Annotated in this window: 20 protein-coding genes and 1 rRNA gene; 9 read left to right on the top strand and 12 right to left on the bottom strand. The window is 57.5% G+C overall.

Annotated elements, in window-relative coordinates; translation table 11 throughout:
* Nucleotides 1–9 precede the first annotated feature (9 nt).
* Complete coding sequence (locus RAE07_RS11085; RefSeq protein WP_317001813.1) at nucleotides 10–1,752, top strand: alpha/beta-hydrolase family protein; 1,743 nt, start codon at nucleotides 10–12, stop codon at nucleotides 1,750–1,752.
* On the opposite strand, the gene msrA is transcribed toward RAE07_RS11085, so the two are convergent.
* Entirely contained in the window at nucleotides 1,749–2,396 is a 648-nt protein-coding gene (msrA, locus tag RAE07_RS11080; protein WP_023020105.1) for a peptide-methionine (S)-S-oxide reductase MsrA, read from the bottom strand. The genes RAE07_RS11085 and msrA overlap by 4 nt on opposite strands.
* A gap of 164 nt (nucleotides 2,397–2,560) precedes the next feature.
* On the opposite strand from msrA, the gene RAE07_RS11075 reads away from it, so the two are divergent.
* Nucleotides 2,561–3,163 (top strand): superoxide dismutase, encoded by a 603-nt coding sequence (locus RAE07_RS11075; protein WP_005325362.1) that lies wholly within the window; start codon nucleotides 2,561–2,563, stop codon nucleotides 3,161–3,163.
* Between the two features lie 43 nt (nucleotides 3,164–3,206).
* Here the strand turns inward: RAE07_RS11075 and RAE07_RS11070 are convergent, their stop codons facing one another.
* On the bottom strand, nucleotides 3,207–4,061 hold the full coding sequence (locus RAE07_RS11070) for a LysR family transcriptional regulator (protein WP_317001812.1): 855 nt from the start codon (nucleotides 4,059–4,061) through the stop codon (nucleotides 3,207–3,209).
* Nucleotides 4,062–4,132: 71 nt separating this feature from the next.
* Between RAE07_RS11070 and RAE07_RS11065 the strand changes: the two genes are divergently transcribed.
* Both RAE07_RS11065 and RAE07_RS11060 read left to right on the top strand, forming a co-directional pair.
* Complete coding sequence (locus RAE07_RS11065; RefSeq protein ID WP_023020107.1) at nucleotides 4,133–5,284, top strand: MFS transporter; 1,152 nt, start codon at nucleotides 4,133–4,135, stop codon at nucleotides 5,282–5,284.
* Between the two features lie 10 nt (nucleotides 5,285–5,294).
* Nucleotides 5,295–6,593 (top strand): copper oxidase, encoded by a 1,299-nt coding sequence (locus RAE07_RS11060; RefSeq protein WP_317001811.1) that lies wholly within the window; start codon nucleotides 5,295–5,297, stop codon nucleotides 6,591–6,593.
* On the opposite strand, the gene RAE07_RS11055 is transcribed toward RAE07_RS11060, so the two are convergent.
* Complete coding sequence (locus tag RAE07_RS11055; RefSeq protein ID WP_317001810.1) at nucleotides 6,580–8,013, bottom strand: TM0106 family RecB-like putative nuclease; 1,434 nt, start codon at nucleotides 8,011–8,013, stop codon at nucleotides 6,580–6,582. The genes RAE07_RS11060 and RAE07_RS11055 overlap by 14 nt on opposite strands.
* A gap of 69 nt (nucleotides 8,014–8,082) precedes the next feature.
* On the opposite strand from RAE07_RS11055, the gene RAE07_RS11050 reads away from it, so the two are divergent.
* Complete coding sequence (locus tag RAE07_RS11050) at nucleotides 8,083–8,715, top strand: DUF6474 family protein (protein ID WP_023020110.1); 633 nt, start codon at nucleotides 8,083–8,085, stop codon at nucleotides 8,713–8,715.
* A 187-nt stretch (nucleotides 8,716–8,902) separates the two neighbouring features.
* Nucleotides 8,903–9,214: a histone-like nucleoid-structuring protein Lsr2 gene (locus RAE07_RS11045; protein ID WP_023020111.1), complete on the top strand. Its 312-nt coding sequence runs from the start codon at nucleotides 8,903–8,905 to the stop codon at nucleotides 9,212–9,214.
* Here RAE07_RS11045 and RAE07_RS11040 read toward each other — a convergent pair.
* Both RAE07_RS11040 and RAE07_RS11035 read right to left on the bottom strand, forming a co-directional pair.
* Nucleotides 9,211–9,849, bottom strand: coding sequence for a LuxR C-terminal-related transcriptional regulator (locus RAE07_RS11040; RefSeq protein ID WP_023020112.1), 639 nt, complete (start codon nucleotides 9,847–9,849; stop codon nucleotides 9,211–9,213). The two genes, RAE07_RS11045 and RAE07_RS11040, sit on opposite strands and share 4 nt — an antisense overlap.
* 37 nt (nucleotides 9,850–9,886) lie before the next feature.
* Nucleotides 9,887–11,050, bottom strand: a complete 1,164-nt coding sequence (locus tag RAE07_RS11035; RefSeq protein ID WP_316331182.1) for a sensor histidine kinase — start codon at nucleotides 11,048–11,050, stop codon at nucleotides 9,887–9,889.
* Here RAE07_RS11035 and RAE07_RS11030 point away from each other — a divergent pair.
* Nucleotides 11,049–11,585, top strand: coding sequence for a DUF2020 domain-containing protein (locus tag RAE07_RS11030; RefSeq protein WP_317001809.1), 537 nt, complete (start codon nucleotides 11,049–11,051; stop codon nucleotides 11,583–11,585). The genes RAE07_RS11035 and RAE07_RS11030 overlap by 2 nt on opposite strands.
* Here RAE07_RS11030 and RAE07_RS11025 read toward each other — a convergent pair.
* A complete protein-coding gene (locus RAE07_RS11025; protein WP_023020115.1) occupies nucleotides 11,582–11,734 on the bottom strand; it encodes a hypothetical protein in 153 nt (50 codons plus the stop codon). The genes RAE07_RS11030 and RAE07_RS11025 overlap by 4 nt on opposite strands.
* Nucleotides 11,734–12,396, bottom strand: a complete 663-nt coding sequence (locus RAE07_RS11020) for a class E sortase (RefSeq protein WP_200288526.1) — start codon at nucleotides 12,394–12,396, stop codon at nucleotides 11,734–11,736. Before RAE07_RS11020 ends, RAE07_RS11025 begins: the two co-directional genes overlap by 1 nt.
* Before the next feature lie 33 nt (nucleotides 12,397–12,429).
* On the opposite strand from RAE07_RS11020, the gene RAE07_RS11015 reads away from it, so the two are divergent.
* Nucleotides 12,430–13,374 carry a membrane protein insertase YidC gene (locus tag RAE07_RS11015; protein WP_316349603.1) on the top strand — a complete coding sequence of 315 codons (945 nt, stop codon included), beginning with the start codon at nucleotides 12,430–12,432 and terminating at the stop codon, nucleotides 13,372–13,374.
* Here the strand turns inward: RAE07_RS11015 and RAE07_RS11010 are convergent.
* From RAE07_RS11010 to RAE07_RS10995, 4 genes are all read right to left on the bottom strand, one after another.
* On the bottom strand, nucleotides 13,331–13,939 hold the full coding sequence (locus RAE07_RS11010; protein WP_086588579.1) for a TetR/AcrR family transcriptional regulator: 609 nt from the start codon (nucleotides 13,937–13,939) through the stop codon (nucleotides 13,331–13,333). The genes RAE07_RS11015 and RAE07_RS11010 overlap by 44 nt on opposite strands.
* A 78-nt stretch (nucleotides 13,940–14,017) precedes the next feature.
* Nucleotides 14,018–14,266, bottom strand: coding sequence for a GlsB/YeaQ/YmgE family stress response membrane protein (locus tag RAE07_RS11005; RefSeq protein ID WP_005327014.1), 249 nt, complete (start codon nucleotides 14,264–14,266; stop codon nucleotides 14,018–14,020).
* Nucleotides 14,267–14,384: 118 nt separating this feature from the next.
* On the bottom strand, nucleotides 14,385–15,284 hold the full coding sequence (locus RAE07_RS11000; protein WP_200288525.1) for a universal stress protein: 900 nt from the start codon (nucleotides 15,282–15,284) through the stop codon (nucleotides 14,385–14,387).
* A 41-nt stretch (nucleotides 15,285–15,325) separates the two neighbouring features.
* On the bottom strand, nucleotides 15,326–15,469 hold the full coding sequence (locus tag RAE07_RS10995; protein WP_023020120.1) for a hypothetical protein: 144 nt from the start codon (nucleotides 15,467–15,469) through the stop codon (nucleotides 15,326–15,328).
* Here RAE07_RS10995 and RAE07_RS10990 point away from each other — a divergent pair.
* Nucleotides 15,450–16,460, top strand: coding sequence for a pseudouridine synthase (locus tag RAE07_RS10990; protein WP_524535624.1), 1,011 nt, complete (start codon nucleotides 15,450–15,452; stop codon nucleotides 16,458–16,460). The genes RAE07_RS10995 and RAE07_RS10990 overlap by 20 nt on opposite strands.
* Nucleotides 16,461–16,790: 330 nt before the next feature.
* Here RAE07_RS10990 and rrf read toward each other — a convergent pair.
* Nucleotides 16,791–16,884, bottom strand: a 5S ribosomal RNA gene (gene rrf, locus RAE07_RS10985); the annotation flags it as partial.

Genomic DNA, 16,884 nt, shown 5'->3' with positions numbered 1-16,884 from the left:
TCGGGCATTATGAAACGCGCTCTCCGCCGCGCTGCACTAATCGCTCTTGGCGTAGCCGCGGATCTCACGCCCATCGTCCGTATGACCAGCCGGCAAACCTTACCGCCCAATATGTCGGCTGGAATTTTGGGTGCGGAATTAGCCACGTGGGCGGCTATTTCGCCCTCTCTCCTTCCTCGCCCGTGGTGGGTCACTGCCGCCAATGTAGCCATTGGTCAGGGCATTGGGCATCTTGGGGCGGCGTCGACAAGCTTTGTCCTCAATAGCATTGGCAAGCGCCCGCAGGACCGCCTTGGCCCTCAACATCGACAAATTGTGCACCTTGCTATTGGCGCCGGGACTGCATTTAATGCCGTGCTTTCGCTGCGCAACCAGAAAAAGCAGGCGGAGTTGGTCAATAAGCAACTCGTGCGTGGGCCCGCCACGGCGGCCATCGGCTTGGCCGCGGGCACCGCGGGCTACGGCACTCTCCTACTCATCGGGGAAGCCACGCAGCTTGCCGTCACTAAACTGTCACGCCAGCTAGGCCGCTGGGTGCCTGCACTCATTGCTTGGCCGGTGGTTACCGCCGGACTGAGCCTCACGGCATTTGCGCTTTCTGATCGCGTGGTCTTTCGACGCTGGCTGCGCTCACTATCACACCAAGCGCAGCGAATTAATAAACAGATTTTTCCCGGCACTTCTATGCCGTGGGAGCCGGAGCGCTCCGGCAGCCCGTGGTCGCTCGAGCCGTGGTCGGCGTTGGGACAGCAGGGACGCCGGTTTGTCTCCAATGGCCCCCGCGCCCGCGATATCCGCACAGCGACGGGAATCGATGCCAAGGAACCCATCCGCATCTACGCCGGATACATTCCAGGGCGTTCCTTCCAGCAATCCGCGGAGAAGATCCGCGCCGAACTCGAGCGCACTGGTGCCCTAAGGCGCGAAACTATTGTTATCCAGATGCCTGCGGGTTCGGGATGGATAAATAATTGGGGCGCGTGCTCCTATGAGTTTTTAACCGGCGGTGATTGCGTCACCGTCACCATGCAATATTCCTATCTGCCTTCGGTCTTTGCTTACCTTGTAGATAAAAACGCCCCGAAGCAGGCAGCCCGCGAATTGATTCGGGTGATACAAGAAGAAATAGATAAGCTACCGGAGGAAAACCGCCCTCGGCTCTATTTTGCAGGTGAATCGCTTGGAGCCTACGCCATTATGGATAACTACCATAATGTGGAGGACCTACTTTCTGCCTGCAATGGCGCCGTCTTTTCCGGCCCTCCACGCATGACGCATTTTACCCAGCGTTTGCGCCGAGACATTGGCTCTTTGGAACGTCTGCCCGTTATCGATGGCGGTAAACATGTGCGCTACGCAGCGGCCCCGGACCACACGCTGCACGACGCCTTTGGCAACGACTTCGCCCATACCTGGCGCCGGCCCCGCATGCTCATTGCCCAACACGCTTCCGACGCCATCGTGTGGTGGGACCTGAATCTCCTTGTGCGCAGGCCCACATGGATCCATGAACCGCAGCCGGAGGCCCTGCACGCGGATACCTTCCGGCAGCTGCACTGGGTGCCATTTATTACCTGGTGGCAAATTGGCTTGGACCAAATCAATTCCCTCAACGTCCCCGGCGGGCACGGACACAACTATTTTGAGGAAATGCTCTGGTATTGGGACGAGGTTTTAGGATCCCAATCGCGCCAATCGCTCACCCCAAAGTTGGCTAAGAAGATTGCCCGCTTCATCCGGCGCGACGCTTAATCGCACTTCACCCCGGTGCTGTGGTGCGGGCAGTATCCATTGGGCACCTTATGTAAATACTGCTGATGCTCGTCCTCAGCTAGGTAGTACTCCCCGGAATCTGTATCGGAGAGAAGTTTAACCTCCGTGGTGGTATCTCCGAATCCGAATTCCTTGAGCTTGTTTGCATAGGAATCCACGATGTCCTGGATTTCTGCCCGCTCATCCTCCGTGCGTGGATAGAAGGCAGAGCGATATTGCGTGCCTACATCATTGCCCTGACGGAAGCCCTGGGTGGGATCATGCGCCTCAAGGGCCTGCACCACAAGATCACGCAGGCTGATGCGTTGCGGGTCATAAACCACCTGAACCACCTCGGCATGGTTGGTCAGTCCGCGGCATACCTCGTAATACGTAGGATTCGGGGTAGTGCCACCCGCATAGCCCACCGAGGTGGACTCCACTCCTTCTGTCTCCCAGAACATCTTCTCCGCACCCCAGAAACATCCCAGTGCAATGAGGATGGAGCGCTGCCCTTCTTTCCACGGTCCGGTAATCGGCGTTCCTAAAACAGCATGCGGGGCAGGGGCCAGAATCGGTTCGGCTCGCCCTGACAGGGCTTGGTCTGCGGCAACGAGCTTGGGCTCTGGTTTAAACATCCACATGAGGCATAGCTCCTTCCTTATTCCTTCTTCCCAACGTTGTACTGCGAAAAGCTATTCCACAGCCAGTTAATTTTCGCGCTGGTTCCACAATTCGAATTAATCATGGCGAAATCTTTCAACCGTGCCTATCATCGGGACACGTACCCGAAGAAAGGATTAAATTAATGGCTGTTTACGAACTTCCTGACCTCCCATACGCATTCGACGCACTGGAGCCACACATCTCCGCAGAGATCATGGAGCTCCACCACGATAAGCACCACGCAACCTACGTTGCTGGCGCTAACGCTGCACTCGAGGCGCTCGAGGAAGAGCGCAACGGCGAGGCTAACCCGGATCGTATCCGTGCCCTGTCCAAGAACTTGGCATTTAACCTGGGTGGCCACACCAACCACTCCATCTTCTGGAAGAACCTATCCCCGAATGGTGGCGGCGAGCCAACCGGCGAGCTGGCAGAAGCTATCAACCGCGACTTCGGCTCCTTTGAGAAGTTCAAGGCTCACTTCTCCGCTGCCGCTACCTCCCTGCAGGGCTCTGGCTGGGCAGTTCTGGGCTACGACCACATTGCTGGCCGCCTGATCATCGAGCAGCTGACTGATCAGCAGGGTAATACCTCCATCAACTTCACCCCGCTGCTGATGCTGGATATGTGGGAGCACGCTTTCTACCTGCAGTACAAGAACGTTAAGGCTGATTACGTAAAGGCCGTATGGAACGTCTTCAACTGGGATGACGTTGCTGAGCGCTTCGCTGCAGCCACCAAGTAACTCCTTTTAGTTACACAGGCCGCCCCCTCTGGGGCGGCCTTTTCTATGCCCGGATAAACTCCCGGAATTGCTGCACCGGAGGCGCATCGTCCCCGGCGCGCCACACCAAACCGAGTTCGCGGTACGCCGGCGGCGTAAGGGGAACTAGGCTTCCCACCTGTAGATAAGGATCATCCAGCGGCAAGAGCGCCACCCCAAGGCCGGCCGCTACCAGCCCCGCAACGGTGGTAAGCTCCATCGATTCGAAAACAAGGTGGGGACTAAAGCCGGCCTCTTCCGCCAGGGCATCAAGGAGCATGCGCGTGCCATAGCCGGGAAGCATGCCGATGAACGGCTCGGCCGCACATTCCGCAAGATCTACCTCTTGCCGGTGTGCTGCCCAGTGGCCTTCCGGTACCGCAAGACCTAGGCGCTGCACCTTTATCTGGTGCCAGCCCAATGCGGCATTCGGCCGCGGGCCTACCAGCGCGAGGTCGGATTCGCCATTTTCTACTCTGCTCAACAGCTCTTGCGCCGCCCCTTGGTGCAGGCGAATATCCACGTGGGGGTGCAGCTCGCGATAACTTTTGATCAGATCCGGAACCAGCCAGGTGCCGAGCGAGTGCATGAAATCAAGGCGCACGGTACCTCGTTCGGGGTCCATGAGGCGGGCTACATCGTCCCGGCCTGACTCATAGGCGCGGAGCATTTCCCGTCCTGTCGCAGCGAAGACGGTTCCGCGCGAGTTTACATGCAGGGTGTGCCCAGTGCGCTCAAAAAGACGGGCACCGAGGCTTGCTTCTACGCGCTGTACGCGGCGGGTCAGTGCAGATTGGGAAATCCCCAGCTCATCGGCCGCAGCGCCAACCCGACCGTAATCCACCACGGCGAGGAAGCCGCGGATATCTTCAACATTCATGCATGCTCCGCATCGCTTTTTGTAATTTTCCACATTTTACACATGCAGTGCCACAAGGCAGGCTAAATGACATGACTAGAACGCGGCGTGCAACGGTAGCCATGCTCCTAGTGGGCTTGGCCATCTTCTCCAGCCTTTATTCCACCCAAGCTATTCTTCCCACGCTGGTACAAAACATGGGTCTTTCCTCCACCGAGGCGGCCATGACCGTATCGGCCGCCACGGGTGCGCTGGCCCTGTGCGTCGTCCCCGCTTCCATCCTCTCCGAACGCTTCGGCCGCGGCCGTATCCTGCTTATTTCGGCCGTTTCCGCCACCAGCGTGGGGCTCATTGTGCCGCTCGCTGCCGAAGGATGGCATCTTATTTTGCTGCGCGGCCTGCAGGGCGCTCTCCTCTCCGGTGCCCCTGCTACCGCGATGGCATGGCTTTCTGAAGAACTCGATGATAAAGCGCTGCCGCGCGCCATGGGGCTTTACATTGCAGGCACCTCCGTCGGCGGCCTTACCGGCCGTCTCATTCCTACCGGGCTGGTAGAGATTTCCACGTGGCGCTGGGCCCTTTTTGGTTCAGCGCTAGTTTCGCTCGCCTTTGCCATCACGTCGTGGCTCCTGCTTCCCGCGCAACGCAATTTCCGGCCGAAATCCATCCATCTCACCAGCGAAAGTCGGGCGCTTTTCGGCCACTGGGCTAACCGGGATTTGGCATTGCTCTTTCTCACCGCGTTCCTCTCTATGGGCACATTTGTCTCCATGTACAACTTCCTGACCTTCCGGCTCATCGATGATTTTGGGTTGGCCCCTTCACTCGCCGGTTTGGCCTTCCTCTTCTATCTTTCCGGCACGTGGTCCTCTGCGCGGGCGGGCTCTCTCGTGGCACGGATCGGGCATGGGAAAACCCTCTGTGCTTCGGCCGCACTTTTTACCCTTGGCATCGCATTATGCGCCGGTAACCTTCCCATGACGCTCCTGGGCATGATCGCCTTTACCGTGGGCTTTTTCGCCGTCCACTCCACTGCCTCCGGGTGGGTAGGCCAGATTGCCACCCATGACCGTGCGGAGGCGTCCTCGATGTACGTATTCTGCTATTATTTCGGCTCTTCTGTGGTGGGAGCGTGTGCAGGCATGCTTTTCGACGCCCTTTCTTGGCCCCTCTTCATTGCCTTCTTCACCGCGGTGGCCCTTAGCCTTAGCGCACTGACTTGGACCAGGATTAAATCCGACTAATATCGGTTTTATGCCTGAGAATAAGTGGTCGGCGCGGACGTGGCACCGAAGGGCCTCTCGGCCCGTATCTCTGTGGATGATGGTCTTCATCCTCGTGGGTGCCACGCATACCCTGGTGCCGAACTACCGATGGGTGCTCATTCACCTGTTCACCCTCGGACTAGTGAGCAATAGCATCATGGTCTGGTCACAGCACCTGACGGAAAAATTCACCCAACAGCGCCTCCCCGATTCCGCCCGGCCCACCCAATTGGGTCGCATCTATGGCCTCAATGCCGGCATCATCATCACGCTACTCGGCCAAGTCCTTATGGAATTCTGGTCCCATCACTGGATAGTCACCCAGGTGGGAGCCACGCTCATTACTCTCATGATGCTTTGGCATGCGGCATCGCTCTTCCGGCAATGGCGCGGCGCCAAAGAAAAGCGCTTCCGGCCGGTGGTGGGCGCCTATGCACTTTCCGCCCTCTGCCTGCCGGTAGGCGCCATGTTTGGCGCACTGCTAGCGGTCCACCCCGGCCACCCTACGCTGCTGCTCGCCCATATCGCCGCCAATATCGGCGGTTTCATCGGCTTGGCAGCGGCCGGCTCCCTCACCATCCTTTTCCCCTCCATTTGGCGCACCCAAGGTATCAATCGCCACATGCGTTCCTCCTTTGCCCTGCTCGCCGTCGGCGTGGCCGCCACCATCATTGGGGCCTTCCTCGGATTCCCCCAGTTGGGCCTAATCATGTACTGCTGCGGTTGGGTACTGAGTCTGCAGCAGTGGCTCGACAACGTGCTCACAGTGGCTAAAGACCCGCGCGATCGCATTACTTTCGCCTCGGTCTCCGTCCTTATGGCCTCGTTATGGCTGGTGCTGTCTTTGGCGTATTACACCGTCCAGCACTTTTTCACCCCTGAACCGGCACTGCCTTCCCTCGCCTTGCTGGGGGGGTTTGCCGGTCAGCTCCTCATCGGCGTCATGAGTTACCTCTTGCCCACCACCATGGGTGGCGGCCCCTCTGCCGTCCGAGCGGGCCTACAGCAGCTAGACAAACTCGGCTTATTGCGTGCCACATTCGTCAATGGCGGGCTACTCATCTGGATCGGTACCGATATTTCCCTGCTCAAGGTGGCCGCCTCCCTTCTGTGCATCCTTTCTCTGGCTGTCTACCCCGTGCTCATCGCCCGAGCGGTCAAAGCCCAGAAACAGGTCTTAATGAAAAAGGCGGAGGGCCCAGATCCCAAGCCGGGACCTGAATGGAACCAGGTATATATGGGCATAGCGATCCTCGCGGTCGTGTACGCCCTATTTACAGCGCTTTAACCCCCGGTGCTCCGGCATCCATCCACTCGCGTACCGCGCGGGTGGCCTGTACATCGCCGGAGTTATAGTCCAGCAAACGCTGCCGCGCCACGAGGTCCCCGGCTAGCGCCTCGCGCCGCGCATTCACGGATTCTTCGCCGTCGAAATCCTCTTCTGGCCACGTAAACCCAGCCTCAGGCGCAACAACCTTCAGGCCCAGGCCAAAGGGGCCGGCGAAGGATCTTTTAACGTGGGCAAACATATCCACCCACTCGGGCGAGGAGATGAACTCTTCTACCTCCCGCTCATCCACCTCGTGGAAACGCCGCGCGGACATACGCATCCAGTGATTCTCGCCATGGGCAGAGTAGCAATAAGCAGCAAAGGTTTTACCCTGCGCATGCGCCTGCGCCCGCAGATCCATCAGCCAGCGCCAGAAGGCCGCAAAATTTTCCGCCTCGGCGCGCCCTCCCAACGGCTCCCAGGTCACGAAAGGGACATACTCGCCGTCGTACCACGCTCCCCATAGATACGCGCCCTGGTCCAGGTAGGCTTCCATATCCACGTCTACTTCCACGTCCGCCCGCGGAACGTTCACGTCACCGCGGCGCAACAATACTTCCCCGGCGCGCCAGGCGGCTGCGAGGCGGGAGGGTTCGCCCAGGTCGGCTTCGATAAGCGCCTGCACGGAAGTAATACCTCGCTCGCGGTAAGGCTTAGCGCGGTCGCCGGATAAAAAGAGCGAAATATCATCCGCCGCCACCAACTCTGGTTCACACAAAGACCAGAAGCGGCAGCTAGCGCACTCTTTAACCCGTACCGGCGCAGTAGGCAGCGGCTGATTCCACGCGCGTTCCAGATCAAACCTGGCCGTGTCAGTAAAAAATGCTCGCGTGCGATCCTGTCCAATGGCTCCGCCCCGGCCCGAATCAAGCCCTAGATCCTGCAAAGCACGAGCGGCAAAAGCTAAGCGGTAGCCATCCACCGCATGGTGGCTTAGCTTATACGGGGCTTCGAGCGGCTCGCTCAGCCCCAACCTGTGGGTGGGCACCGCCAGCGTCGTCTTCGTGTCATTCTTGCGGGCCACACGATGATTGGAGACGATGATCGGGGTGTATTTATCGCCCTCACGCAGCAGCACATCCACGTGCACCATCCACTCCTCGGTAGCAAAGACCGCATTGGTGATGTGCGTATATCCGGAAACCACAGCCTCAAGGGTGCGCATGGAGCGCTCCCACTCATCGCCTTCTAAATCGATGCGGCGGAAACGACCGGAACCCCTGCGCGGAAGCATCTGCATGACCGCCTCCACGGCGGCGGCGTGGCGCTCCGCCCGGGCAATCGAGGCATGGGTACGCGGCATCTCGGGGTGCGCACGCCGCTGCACTAAGCGGTAACGGCATCCCACAAGGTCCGAAGCAACAACCACATCCTCCACACCGGGTGAGCTTAATAGAATGGCAAGGTAAAGTTGAATCCAGACTCGATCAAACGTGAGGGAAATTAAATGAGCATTCTGAAGAAAATTAAAAAGGCCCGCCAAGAAGCACGCGCACAGGCAAAGGCTGCCAAGACCCGCGCTAAGGCAGAGGTAAAGGCCCAGTCTAAAGACCGCCGTCGCCAGCAAAAGCTCCTGGCCAAGCAGGAAAAGCACCTCATCAAGTCTGAGGAAAAGGGGCTAAAGAAGCGCCGCAAGCACGAGGAGAAGATGGCCAAGAATGAACTGGCCAAGCTCAAGGCCGGCCGTTTTAATTCCGATAACGTCAAGCGCTACGCCGGTGCACTGCGCACCGCCGCTCCCCTGCTGCTGCCACTTCTCTACCGCGGCTATGTAGGCTTGAAAACCGAAGGCGAAAAGCGAAAGGCCGCCAAAGCCGGCGTAACTTCAGACCAGATGGCTTCCTTTTCCGGCTACGGTGCCCCGCTCAAGGCCCGCACCGCAGGTATCCGCAATTCCCTCGATAACACGGATATCCCGGCCGGATTCAAGCGCGATGTGCGCGACCGCCTCCAGGAAGTAGACTCCGCCATCGACAATGCTGAGTTTATGACTAAGCAGCAGCGCCGCCGCGCACACAAGACCATTAGCTCGGAGATTGACTCCATTACTGCGGAAATCCAGCAGCGTCTGGCCCAGTAAAATCATTTATGCCACCACCGAATAGGGGGCGGTGGTGGCATATATTTATTTTCCATAAAGTTCCGGAATTTTTCGGGGAAAGTCTTTTCAGCCAGAAAAAGATGCGGATAATCTTCTAATCGCCCTATCCCTGAAACACCATTAATGCTCTCTTTGCTTGGTGTGCATTTAGAAAATTGGAGGCAAAATGTCCCGCCGTGAAGTGACCCAATTTTACGACGACTTGGACCACACCCTAATTCCCGAAGACCAGCTAGAAGTCATTCACTTCAGCGTGAACGGTCAAAACTACCTTATCGATCTCTCCACGGATAACGCGCGTCGCTTCCATAATCTTCTCGCCCCCTACGTGGATGCCGCCCGCGTTGCCCCGGACATCAATGCACAGCGCGCCAATCCGAGTCAGATCCGCGCATGGGCACGCACCCAAGGGCTGCCAGTGGCGCACCGGGGCAAGATCCCGCAGGACGTCATCGAGGCCTATAACGCTGCCAACTAGAGCACGCCCTGCTCGCGCGCAGCCGCCACGGCGGAGGTGCGCGAACGCACACCCAACTTGTCATAAATGTGCACAAGGTGGGACTTCACGGTGGCCTCAGACAACATAAGATCTTGTCCAATCTGGCGGTTTGAAGCACCGGCTGCCACCAGCTGCAATACTTCTAACTCGCGCGGTGTAAGGGAAGTACGCGGCGTGCGTACGCGAGTCATTAGCCTATCGGCCACGATAGGAGAAAGCGCCGAATCGCCCTCCGCAGTCGAGCGTACCGCCGCGAGCAACTCCTGCGGTGGTGCATCCTTGAGGAGATAGCCCACGGCGCCGGCCTCAATCGCGCCGAGAATATCCGCATCGGTGTCATAGTTAGTGACCACCAGAACCTTGGGCGGGGTGGCCATGGCGGATCGAATCTGCGCGGTAGCCTCCGCACCACCCATAACGCGGGTCCCTTCCACGCCGGCGCCAAAGCGCAGGTCCATCAGGATGACATCGATGCCGCCCGCCTGCGCAGCCGAAACCGCAGCTTCGGCCGTAGCGACCTCCCCTACGACGTCGATATCTTCTGCGCCCTCCAGCACGGAGCGCAAGCCTAGCCGGACGATTTCGTGGTCATCTGCTAATAGGACCCGAATCACGACATTCCTCCTATCGATGTCATTGTCAACCAAAAGTTTAATCTACTCGGCTGTTTAAGGGCATACTAGCTGACACAGCAGTGCCCTCCCCCGGCGCGGATTCAATAATGACCTCCCCGCCTAGCTCCTGCGCGCGGCGCCTGATTGCGGCCAGCCCAATATGTCCCAGCCCTGCAGGGGTACTCTCCACCGCGGCCGGATCAAAGCCCTTGCCATTATCCACCACGTCCAGGCGCACCTCATCACCCTCATAGGTCACCGTAATCCGGGCGCGGCTCGCCCCTGCATGCTTGACGACGTTCCCCACCGCCCCCTGCGCAATCCGCAATAACGCCGCCTCTACCTTCATGGGCAACTGTTGTACTTCACCTTCGGATTCCACCTCTACGTGGATGTCTCCAGTAGCACCAAAGTTCTCCGCCATGCGGGTCAACGCCGCCTCAAGGGAAGCCTCATTGAGCGTTGGCGGCTGCAAGGCCGCAATCATCGCCCGAGCCTCATGCAGATTATCCGCGGCCGTCCTTCGGGCCAGTTCGATACGCTCTCGCGCCTTGTCCGTATCCTGCTTATCCAGATCGCGGTCCGCCGAATGCAAGAGCATCTGAATGGAGGAAAGCCCTTGGGCGAGGGTGTCATGAATTTCATGGGCAATACGCTGACGCTCGGCGACCATGCCCGCATCGCGCTCTGTGGCCGCCAGTTGCGAACGGGTTGCGACCAACTCTTTATTCATCCGGGACAGCGTCCGGAAGGCATAAGTGATCGCTATCGTCACCAGCGCCGAGACTGCCGGCCCCATCACCCCACCAAAGGTCAGCCCCTGCGGAATCTGCACCACCACCGTGATGATTGAGGCGCCAATGACGCACACGATGCCCGCTGCCATATCCAGTACCGTGAGGTATAAGAAGAACATGGCGAAGACCAAATAGATTGCCGCTGGGGCCACGAATAAGTCCGCCACCCACAGCACCGATAGGATGCATAACCACAAGTAGCGCACCGGCCTAGCCCAGTTCTCCCCGTACACCGAGCCCGCGAAATATACCGCCGCAAAACCCACCAAGAGCAGCAGGTTAATAATCGCTTGCGAAAGCGGCATCCGCGCGGAGGTAAAAATGCCTACCACCAGCAGGCCAGCGGTCAAGATGTGGATACCGCTACGCAGCGCATCGGTATCCCGGTCTATTGTGGAGCTCATGCGCAAAAGCCTACTGTCCCTTCTCGCTCTAGCCACCTTTGGGATCGCCGGCTGCGATTCATCGGCACCCACCCCCGCGCCAACCAGCACAGTAGCTCCGGGATCCGCGGAAGCCCCGGAGGTTAACGTCTCTCAGACCGCGGAGGTCAATGACTGGAGCGATTGCCCCTACATCGACCCCGGCTGGCTCGAAGAAACCAATGGCCAGCGCCTGACCAAGCAGGGCGTCGACACGCGCTTTCCTACCCCGGCCTGTGTGTTCTGGTCCTACCAGGACGACCCGCAAGCCACCGTCATCGTGCGGGATATGCCCACGGCCGAAGACGCTCGCGCCGCAGTGGATTGGGCCGCACCTATCGACGCCACCGAACCCGCCTCTTTTGACGGTTGGGAAGGCGGCCGGGGCGTGGTCGATGAACACGCCGTATACGCCGTGCAGAAGGACACGCACGCGGTGCTGGTCTGGAGCAACCAGCAACAAACGGTTAAATCAGAGCAGATCGCCCACGAGGCGATTGCGAACTTAGGCCTTTAGACCGCGACATCGTTATACGGCATCATTGGCGACAGCCACGGGAATACAACCTCCATCAGCAGGAAGAAAACTCCCACCGCAATGGCGATGGCCAAGATGACTTTCACCGGTGTCGGCCCCGGCAAAAAATTCCATAAAGCGCGATACATTATTTCTCCTCTTTTTCTACTTCCATAGCGTGCACAATCATGCGCTCCGCATTGGAAAATTGCGGGTGGCACGTGGTCAGGGTAAGGATCTCGCGATTCGGCGCGGCGTCAGACTCTGGTACTGGGTTGGTCACTGAGACATCGCCAGGCGTTGTAATATGCCGGCCAACCACGTGGGAATACTCCGGCGGTATTCCGTTAAAGCAATCCGCCTGCTCTCCATCAATGGGCAGTACGCGATAGGTGATTCGCTCCGTTTGCGTCTCCACCACGATGTCATCGCAGGTCTCCAGCTTGCCTAGATCATTAAAGGGAGCCCCCTTGCCCACGCGGTGGCCGGCAACGGCAAAGTTTCCCATCTCCCCCGGCATCTGGGAATCTACGTAGCGACCAGGACCGCGGAGCAGATCATCTTCATTGGTGCCCTCAATGATGGCGAAGTGATAGTCAGAACCAAAGGTGGGAATGTAGAGCTGGGCGAATGCCTCGCCCAATTCCGGCTCCATCTTCTGGCGTGGGTTCCTCCATTGCTCTTCAAGATCGGCACTCGCCTCTTCTTGCAACTGCCCGGATTCTACATTTGTCCAATAGGCTTCATAGAATGCAAAGAGTAAAAGAACCACGCCAATGGTTAGCATGAGTTCCCCAAGAACTTTAGTCATGCCTTAGACCATACTGCCCATGAAAGGTTAAGTATGTACGAAGTCTTCATGTACCCGGTTTCTGGAATCATGAAATTCTGGCACTGGATCGTCAGCAGCTTCGTCAGTGAATCCACAGCTTGGCTGATCTCGATCATTCTGCTCGTTATCACCGTGCGTGGCGTCGTTGTCCCCCTGAACTGGATTTCCGTACGTTCCGCCCGTATCGGCGCACTCATCCGCCCAGAAAACAACCGCATCAAAAAGCAGATGAACAACGCCACCACTACCGAGGAAATGGTGGAGCTCATGCAAGAGGAAAAGAACCTCATGAAGAGCTACAACTATAACCCTGCAGCGGGCTGTTTTCCCCCACTCATCATGATCCCGGCCTTCATCGGCCTCTACCAGGTGCTCCTGCGCATGTCTAATATCGAGCGCGGCTCCACCACCGTGGGAATGCTGAATGCCTCCGATGTGTCGGCCTTCCGCCAAACTACCTTCTACGGCGCCCCGTTGACGGATTTCGCCCGCGAACACGGCGACCTCATCAACCCCATCTTGATAGCCGCTATTACCTTTACCATGGCTAATTCTGTTATTTCTCTGGTGCGCAGCTTCCGCACCACTCAGTTTGATCAAAAGGTCAACCGTCGCGTCTTCATCATCATGGGCTTTTTGCTCTTAGTCATCCCATTCTTCCTATGGCACTTGGCCCAAACCGGACCAATCCCGGTAGCAATCATTCTCTACTGGGGCTGCGCGTATCTCTTCACGCTGATCCAAACCGCCATGTTTGAGATCATTTTGCACCGCGACTACCCACTTACTGAGGACGTTCATACTATGCGCCGAGACAGCATCCGCCGCTGGCGCAAGCGCGAAAAAGAACCCGCCCTCTCCAAGGAAGAGAAAAAGCGGGTCAACCAGCTACGTATAGAGGCGCGAAAGTATCTTAAATCGAATAGTCAGCAGGGGGAGCAGAAAGCATCTGAGTAGCCAGATCGCGGGCCGTCTGCAGCGGCCCAATCTCCTTGGTCAACCGAGCACCGGCACGTCCGCCATCCAAGAAGATCAACAGCTGGCTCGCCTGCGAGGACGATGGGTACCCATTGCGCTCAGTCAGCAGTGCCGTCAAGGTGGAATGCACCCAGTTGCGGTGTTCGACGCAGGCGGCCACGATGCCATGTTCCGCCTCAGTTTCCGGACGAGGATACTCTCCGGCAGCGTTCAAAAAGTGGGATCCGCGGAAATCCTGCTTGGGTTCTTCCTCAATCGCTTTATCAAAAAAGGCCAGGATCTTTTGATCCGGATCCGTCATCTCCGCAGTGCGCTGCTCCCAATCCTGGCGGAACTTCTCGTCCAAAGCTTCCACATAGGCGATTACGAGCGCATCCTTGGAACCAAATAAGGAGTACAAAGAAGCCTTAGCTACGTCCGCCTCACGCAGGATGCGGTCAATTCCGATGACACGAATGCCCTCGGTAGTAAAAAGCTTGGTCGCCGATTCCAGCAGCCGACTACGCGGGCTGGGCCGATTACGGCGCGACTTCTTTTCTGCCATGGTTTCCTCTCTAAAACGACAAAGCCGGTTCATCTATACTTTATAGACAAACCGGTTTGTACGCGAATTAAATGCGGGCTACTTCTTAATGAGCCCCACGATCCACAACAGGATACAAGCACCACCAGTAGCGGCAATCAAGGAGAAGATCCATCCGCCTTCCTCAATGTTCAGGAAGTGGATAATCATTCCGCCGATAATGCCGCCCAGCACACCAACAATAAGGTTGGTCAACAAGCCGTGGTCGCGCTTCATAATCTTTTCTGCCAACCAGCCGGCAATGATACCAATAACAATCGAGCTAATAAGCCCCAAACCCAAATTCATGCAATCCTCCTAAATTAGCGGGTACACCCCAATGTACACGAGCGAACCTACCCAAGGGGGTACGCAACAACAAAGGCGCTCCGCCCATATGAGCGGAGCGCCTTATACTCAGTAGCTTTTAGTTGTCCTCATCCGGGCGAACAACCATCATCGGGCATGGTGCGGACTGCAACAGTGCGCGGGAGGTCGAGCCCAAGAGCATACCCTTAAAGCCGCCGCGGCCATGGGAGCCCACAACCAGAAGCTGCGCACCTTCTGCGGCTTCGGTCAAAGCGCTCACTGGACGATCTCGGGCGATAAGCTGCTTGACCTCTACGTCTGGGTACTCCTCGCGCGGCTCCTTGAGGTTTTCAGCCAGCAGCTCGCTCTGCTCCTTCTCGATATCAGCCCACTCAGACTGGGCGGCCGAAAGACCGGCCAAGGAAGCCTGTACCTGCATATCCATCCAGGTGTGAACCGCAATCAAAGCGGCGCCACGAGCCTGCGCCTCACGGAATGCATAAGCAGTGGCCTTCTGCGAAACCTCAGAGCCATCCACACCGACCACGACAGGACCGTACTTGGTGGAGTCCGTAACGTGATTATCTTCGCGAACGACGACCACTGGGCAAGAAGCGTGGGAGACAACCGAAGCGGAGACAGAGCCCATCACCATGCCAGACAATCCACCCATGCCGCGGGAGCCCATAACGATCATGGTGACATCATGCGACATTTCCAGCAGCATATCGATCGGGGAGCCCTCAGCCACCGTGTGACCAATCTTCAGCTCTGGGGCAACCTCATGAGCGATAGCGCGGGCCTCTTCGATTTTTTCCAGCGTCTCGGCCTGCAAGTCATCGAAAAGTTCCTTCGGCGGTACCATGCCCTCTGCGTACAAGAACTGCGGCATGGTGTAGCTCGATGCAATTCGAAGAGGAATCTCGCGCTTCATAGCCGTATTTGCGGCCCAGCGGACTGCATTCTTGGATGCTTCCGAACCGTCAACGGCAACGACTACAATGTCTTCCTTGGCCATGATGTGTCCTTTCCGTGGTTATACCTTAATTATAGTACGGATTAGGCTTGAGGGTTGATGGTTGCGGCCTCAGAATTCGACGGGAACATAACGGTGTAAACAAATTCCAAGACGGTGCGAATTACGGCGCCGATACCTTCAGAGAAAAAGGCAACAACCGGTTCAATGAGAGAGTTAAAATCCATGGACAAAACCTTAATACATCGCAGAAAGGGTTTCACGCCTTTACCGATTAAAGACGGCCTAAACCCAACCCGCGTGCGCACCCCTGAGGCAAACATAACCGCCTGGGATTTTCTTAGTGCAGTAATCTCGGCACAACGCCACCGGCATCCTCACGATGACGCCGCCGCGCTCCAAGCGCGCTTTGACTCCGGCGAGGTGGTCCTACGCAACCAAACCCAGCTCCGCCCGGAATCCGTCTTGCGCCAAGATGAGGACGTCTTTTTCTACCGCATGCCGGGACCCGAGATACCGGTGCCTTATGACATCCCCGTTCTCTATGAAGATGAACACATTCTCATCGCCGATAAGCCACCGTTCATGGCCACCATGCCACGGGCCCGACATATCGTCCAGACCGCTACAGTCCAGCTGCGGCGAATGACCGGAAACAACGAACTTGCACCAGCACACCGCCTAGACAGACTTACATCCGGAATCTTGCTATTTACCAAACACCGTGAGGTGCGCGGGGCCTACCAAACGCTTTTCGCTGAAAAGAAAGTCTCAAAAACCTATCAAGCGATCGCCAAATACCAGCGCTTTCCGACGCCCCTCCAATGGTCCTCGCACCTTACCAAGACCCCCGGCGAAATCCAGGGCCGAATCGGCGACGGTCCCCCTAACGCATTCACCACACTCACTTCAGTCGAGCAAATAGACAACACCCCTTATGAAAAAATCCACGGCTACCTGCCACAATTGGGAAAGTACACGCTACAACCAACCACGGGTAAGACCCATCAATTGCGTCTCCATATGTGGCAAGCAGGCGTACCCATCCTGGGCGACCCAGTCTACCCAGAGATTTTTCCCGAAGACGCAGAGGACATGCGTATTCCTATGCACCTAACGGCAACGCGCATCGAATTCACCGATCCCCTTAGTGAAAAGCCGCGCGAGTTTGAGTCCGCCCTGCCCCTATATACACACCGTCTCATCAATTTTCAGTAGCACAAGCCCGGTACGCCGAGCCTCGTGCTACCGGCTTCTCGGTGGCCTTGGTTGAAACCGTTGGCTGCTACAGGATAGGCAGTGCGGTGATAGTAAAAATAGTTCAATAGCCCGCGAATACATAGACAGCTCGGGGCGCGCTTGCCACGTTGGGGGCCGGAGACAAGATGTGAGTCCGCCCCGACTCTCCCCTCCGTAGCCTTCAGCCATACTCCTGGCTTTGCAGATGAGGCCTTCCACCGGCCGGGAGGGCTGGTAAAACGCAAAAAGAAGAGGACGGTGGTATGCCGTCCTCTTCTTTGTTTGTATTTTGTTGTGTTTGTTGTTTGGTGTCGGCGGTGACTTACTCTCCCACAACCTCCCGGTTGCAGTACCATCAGCGTGTGCAGGCTTAGCTTCCGGGTTCGGAATGGGACCGGGCGTT

Source organism: Corynebacterium nasorum (assembly GCF_032821635.1).
Taxonomy (GTDB): Bacteria; Actinomycetota; Actinomycetes; order Mycobacteriales; family Mycobacteriaceae; genus Corynebacterium; species Corynebacterium kefirresidentii.
This window is presented reverse-complemented; position numbering and strand designations above follow the sequence as displayed.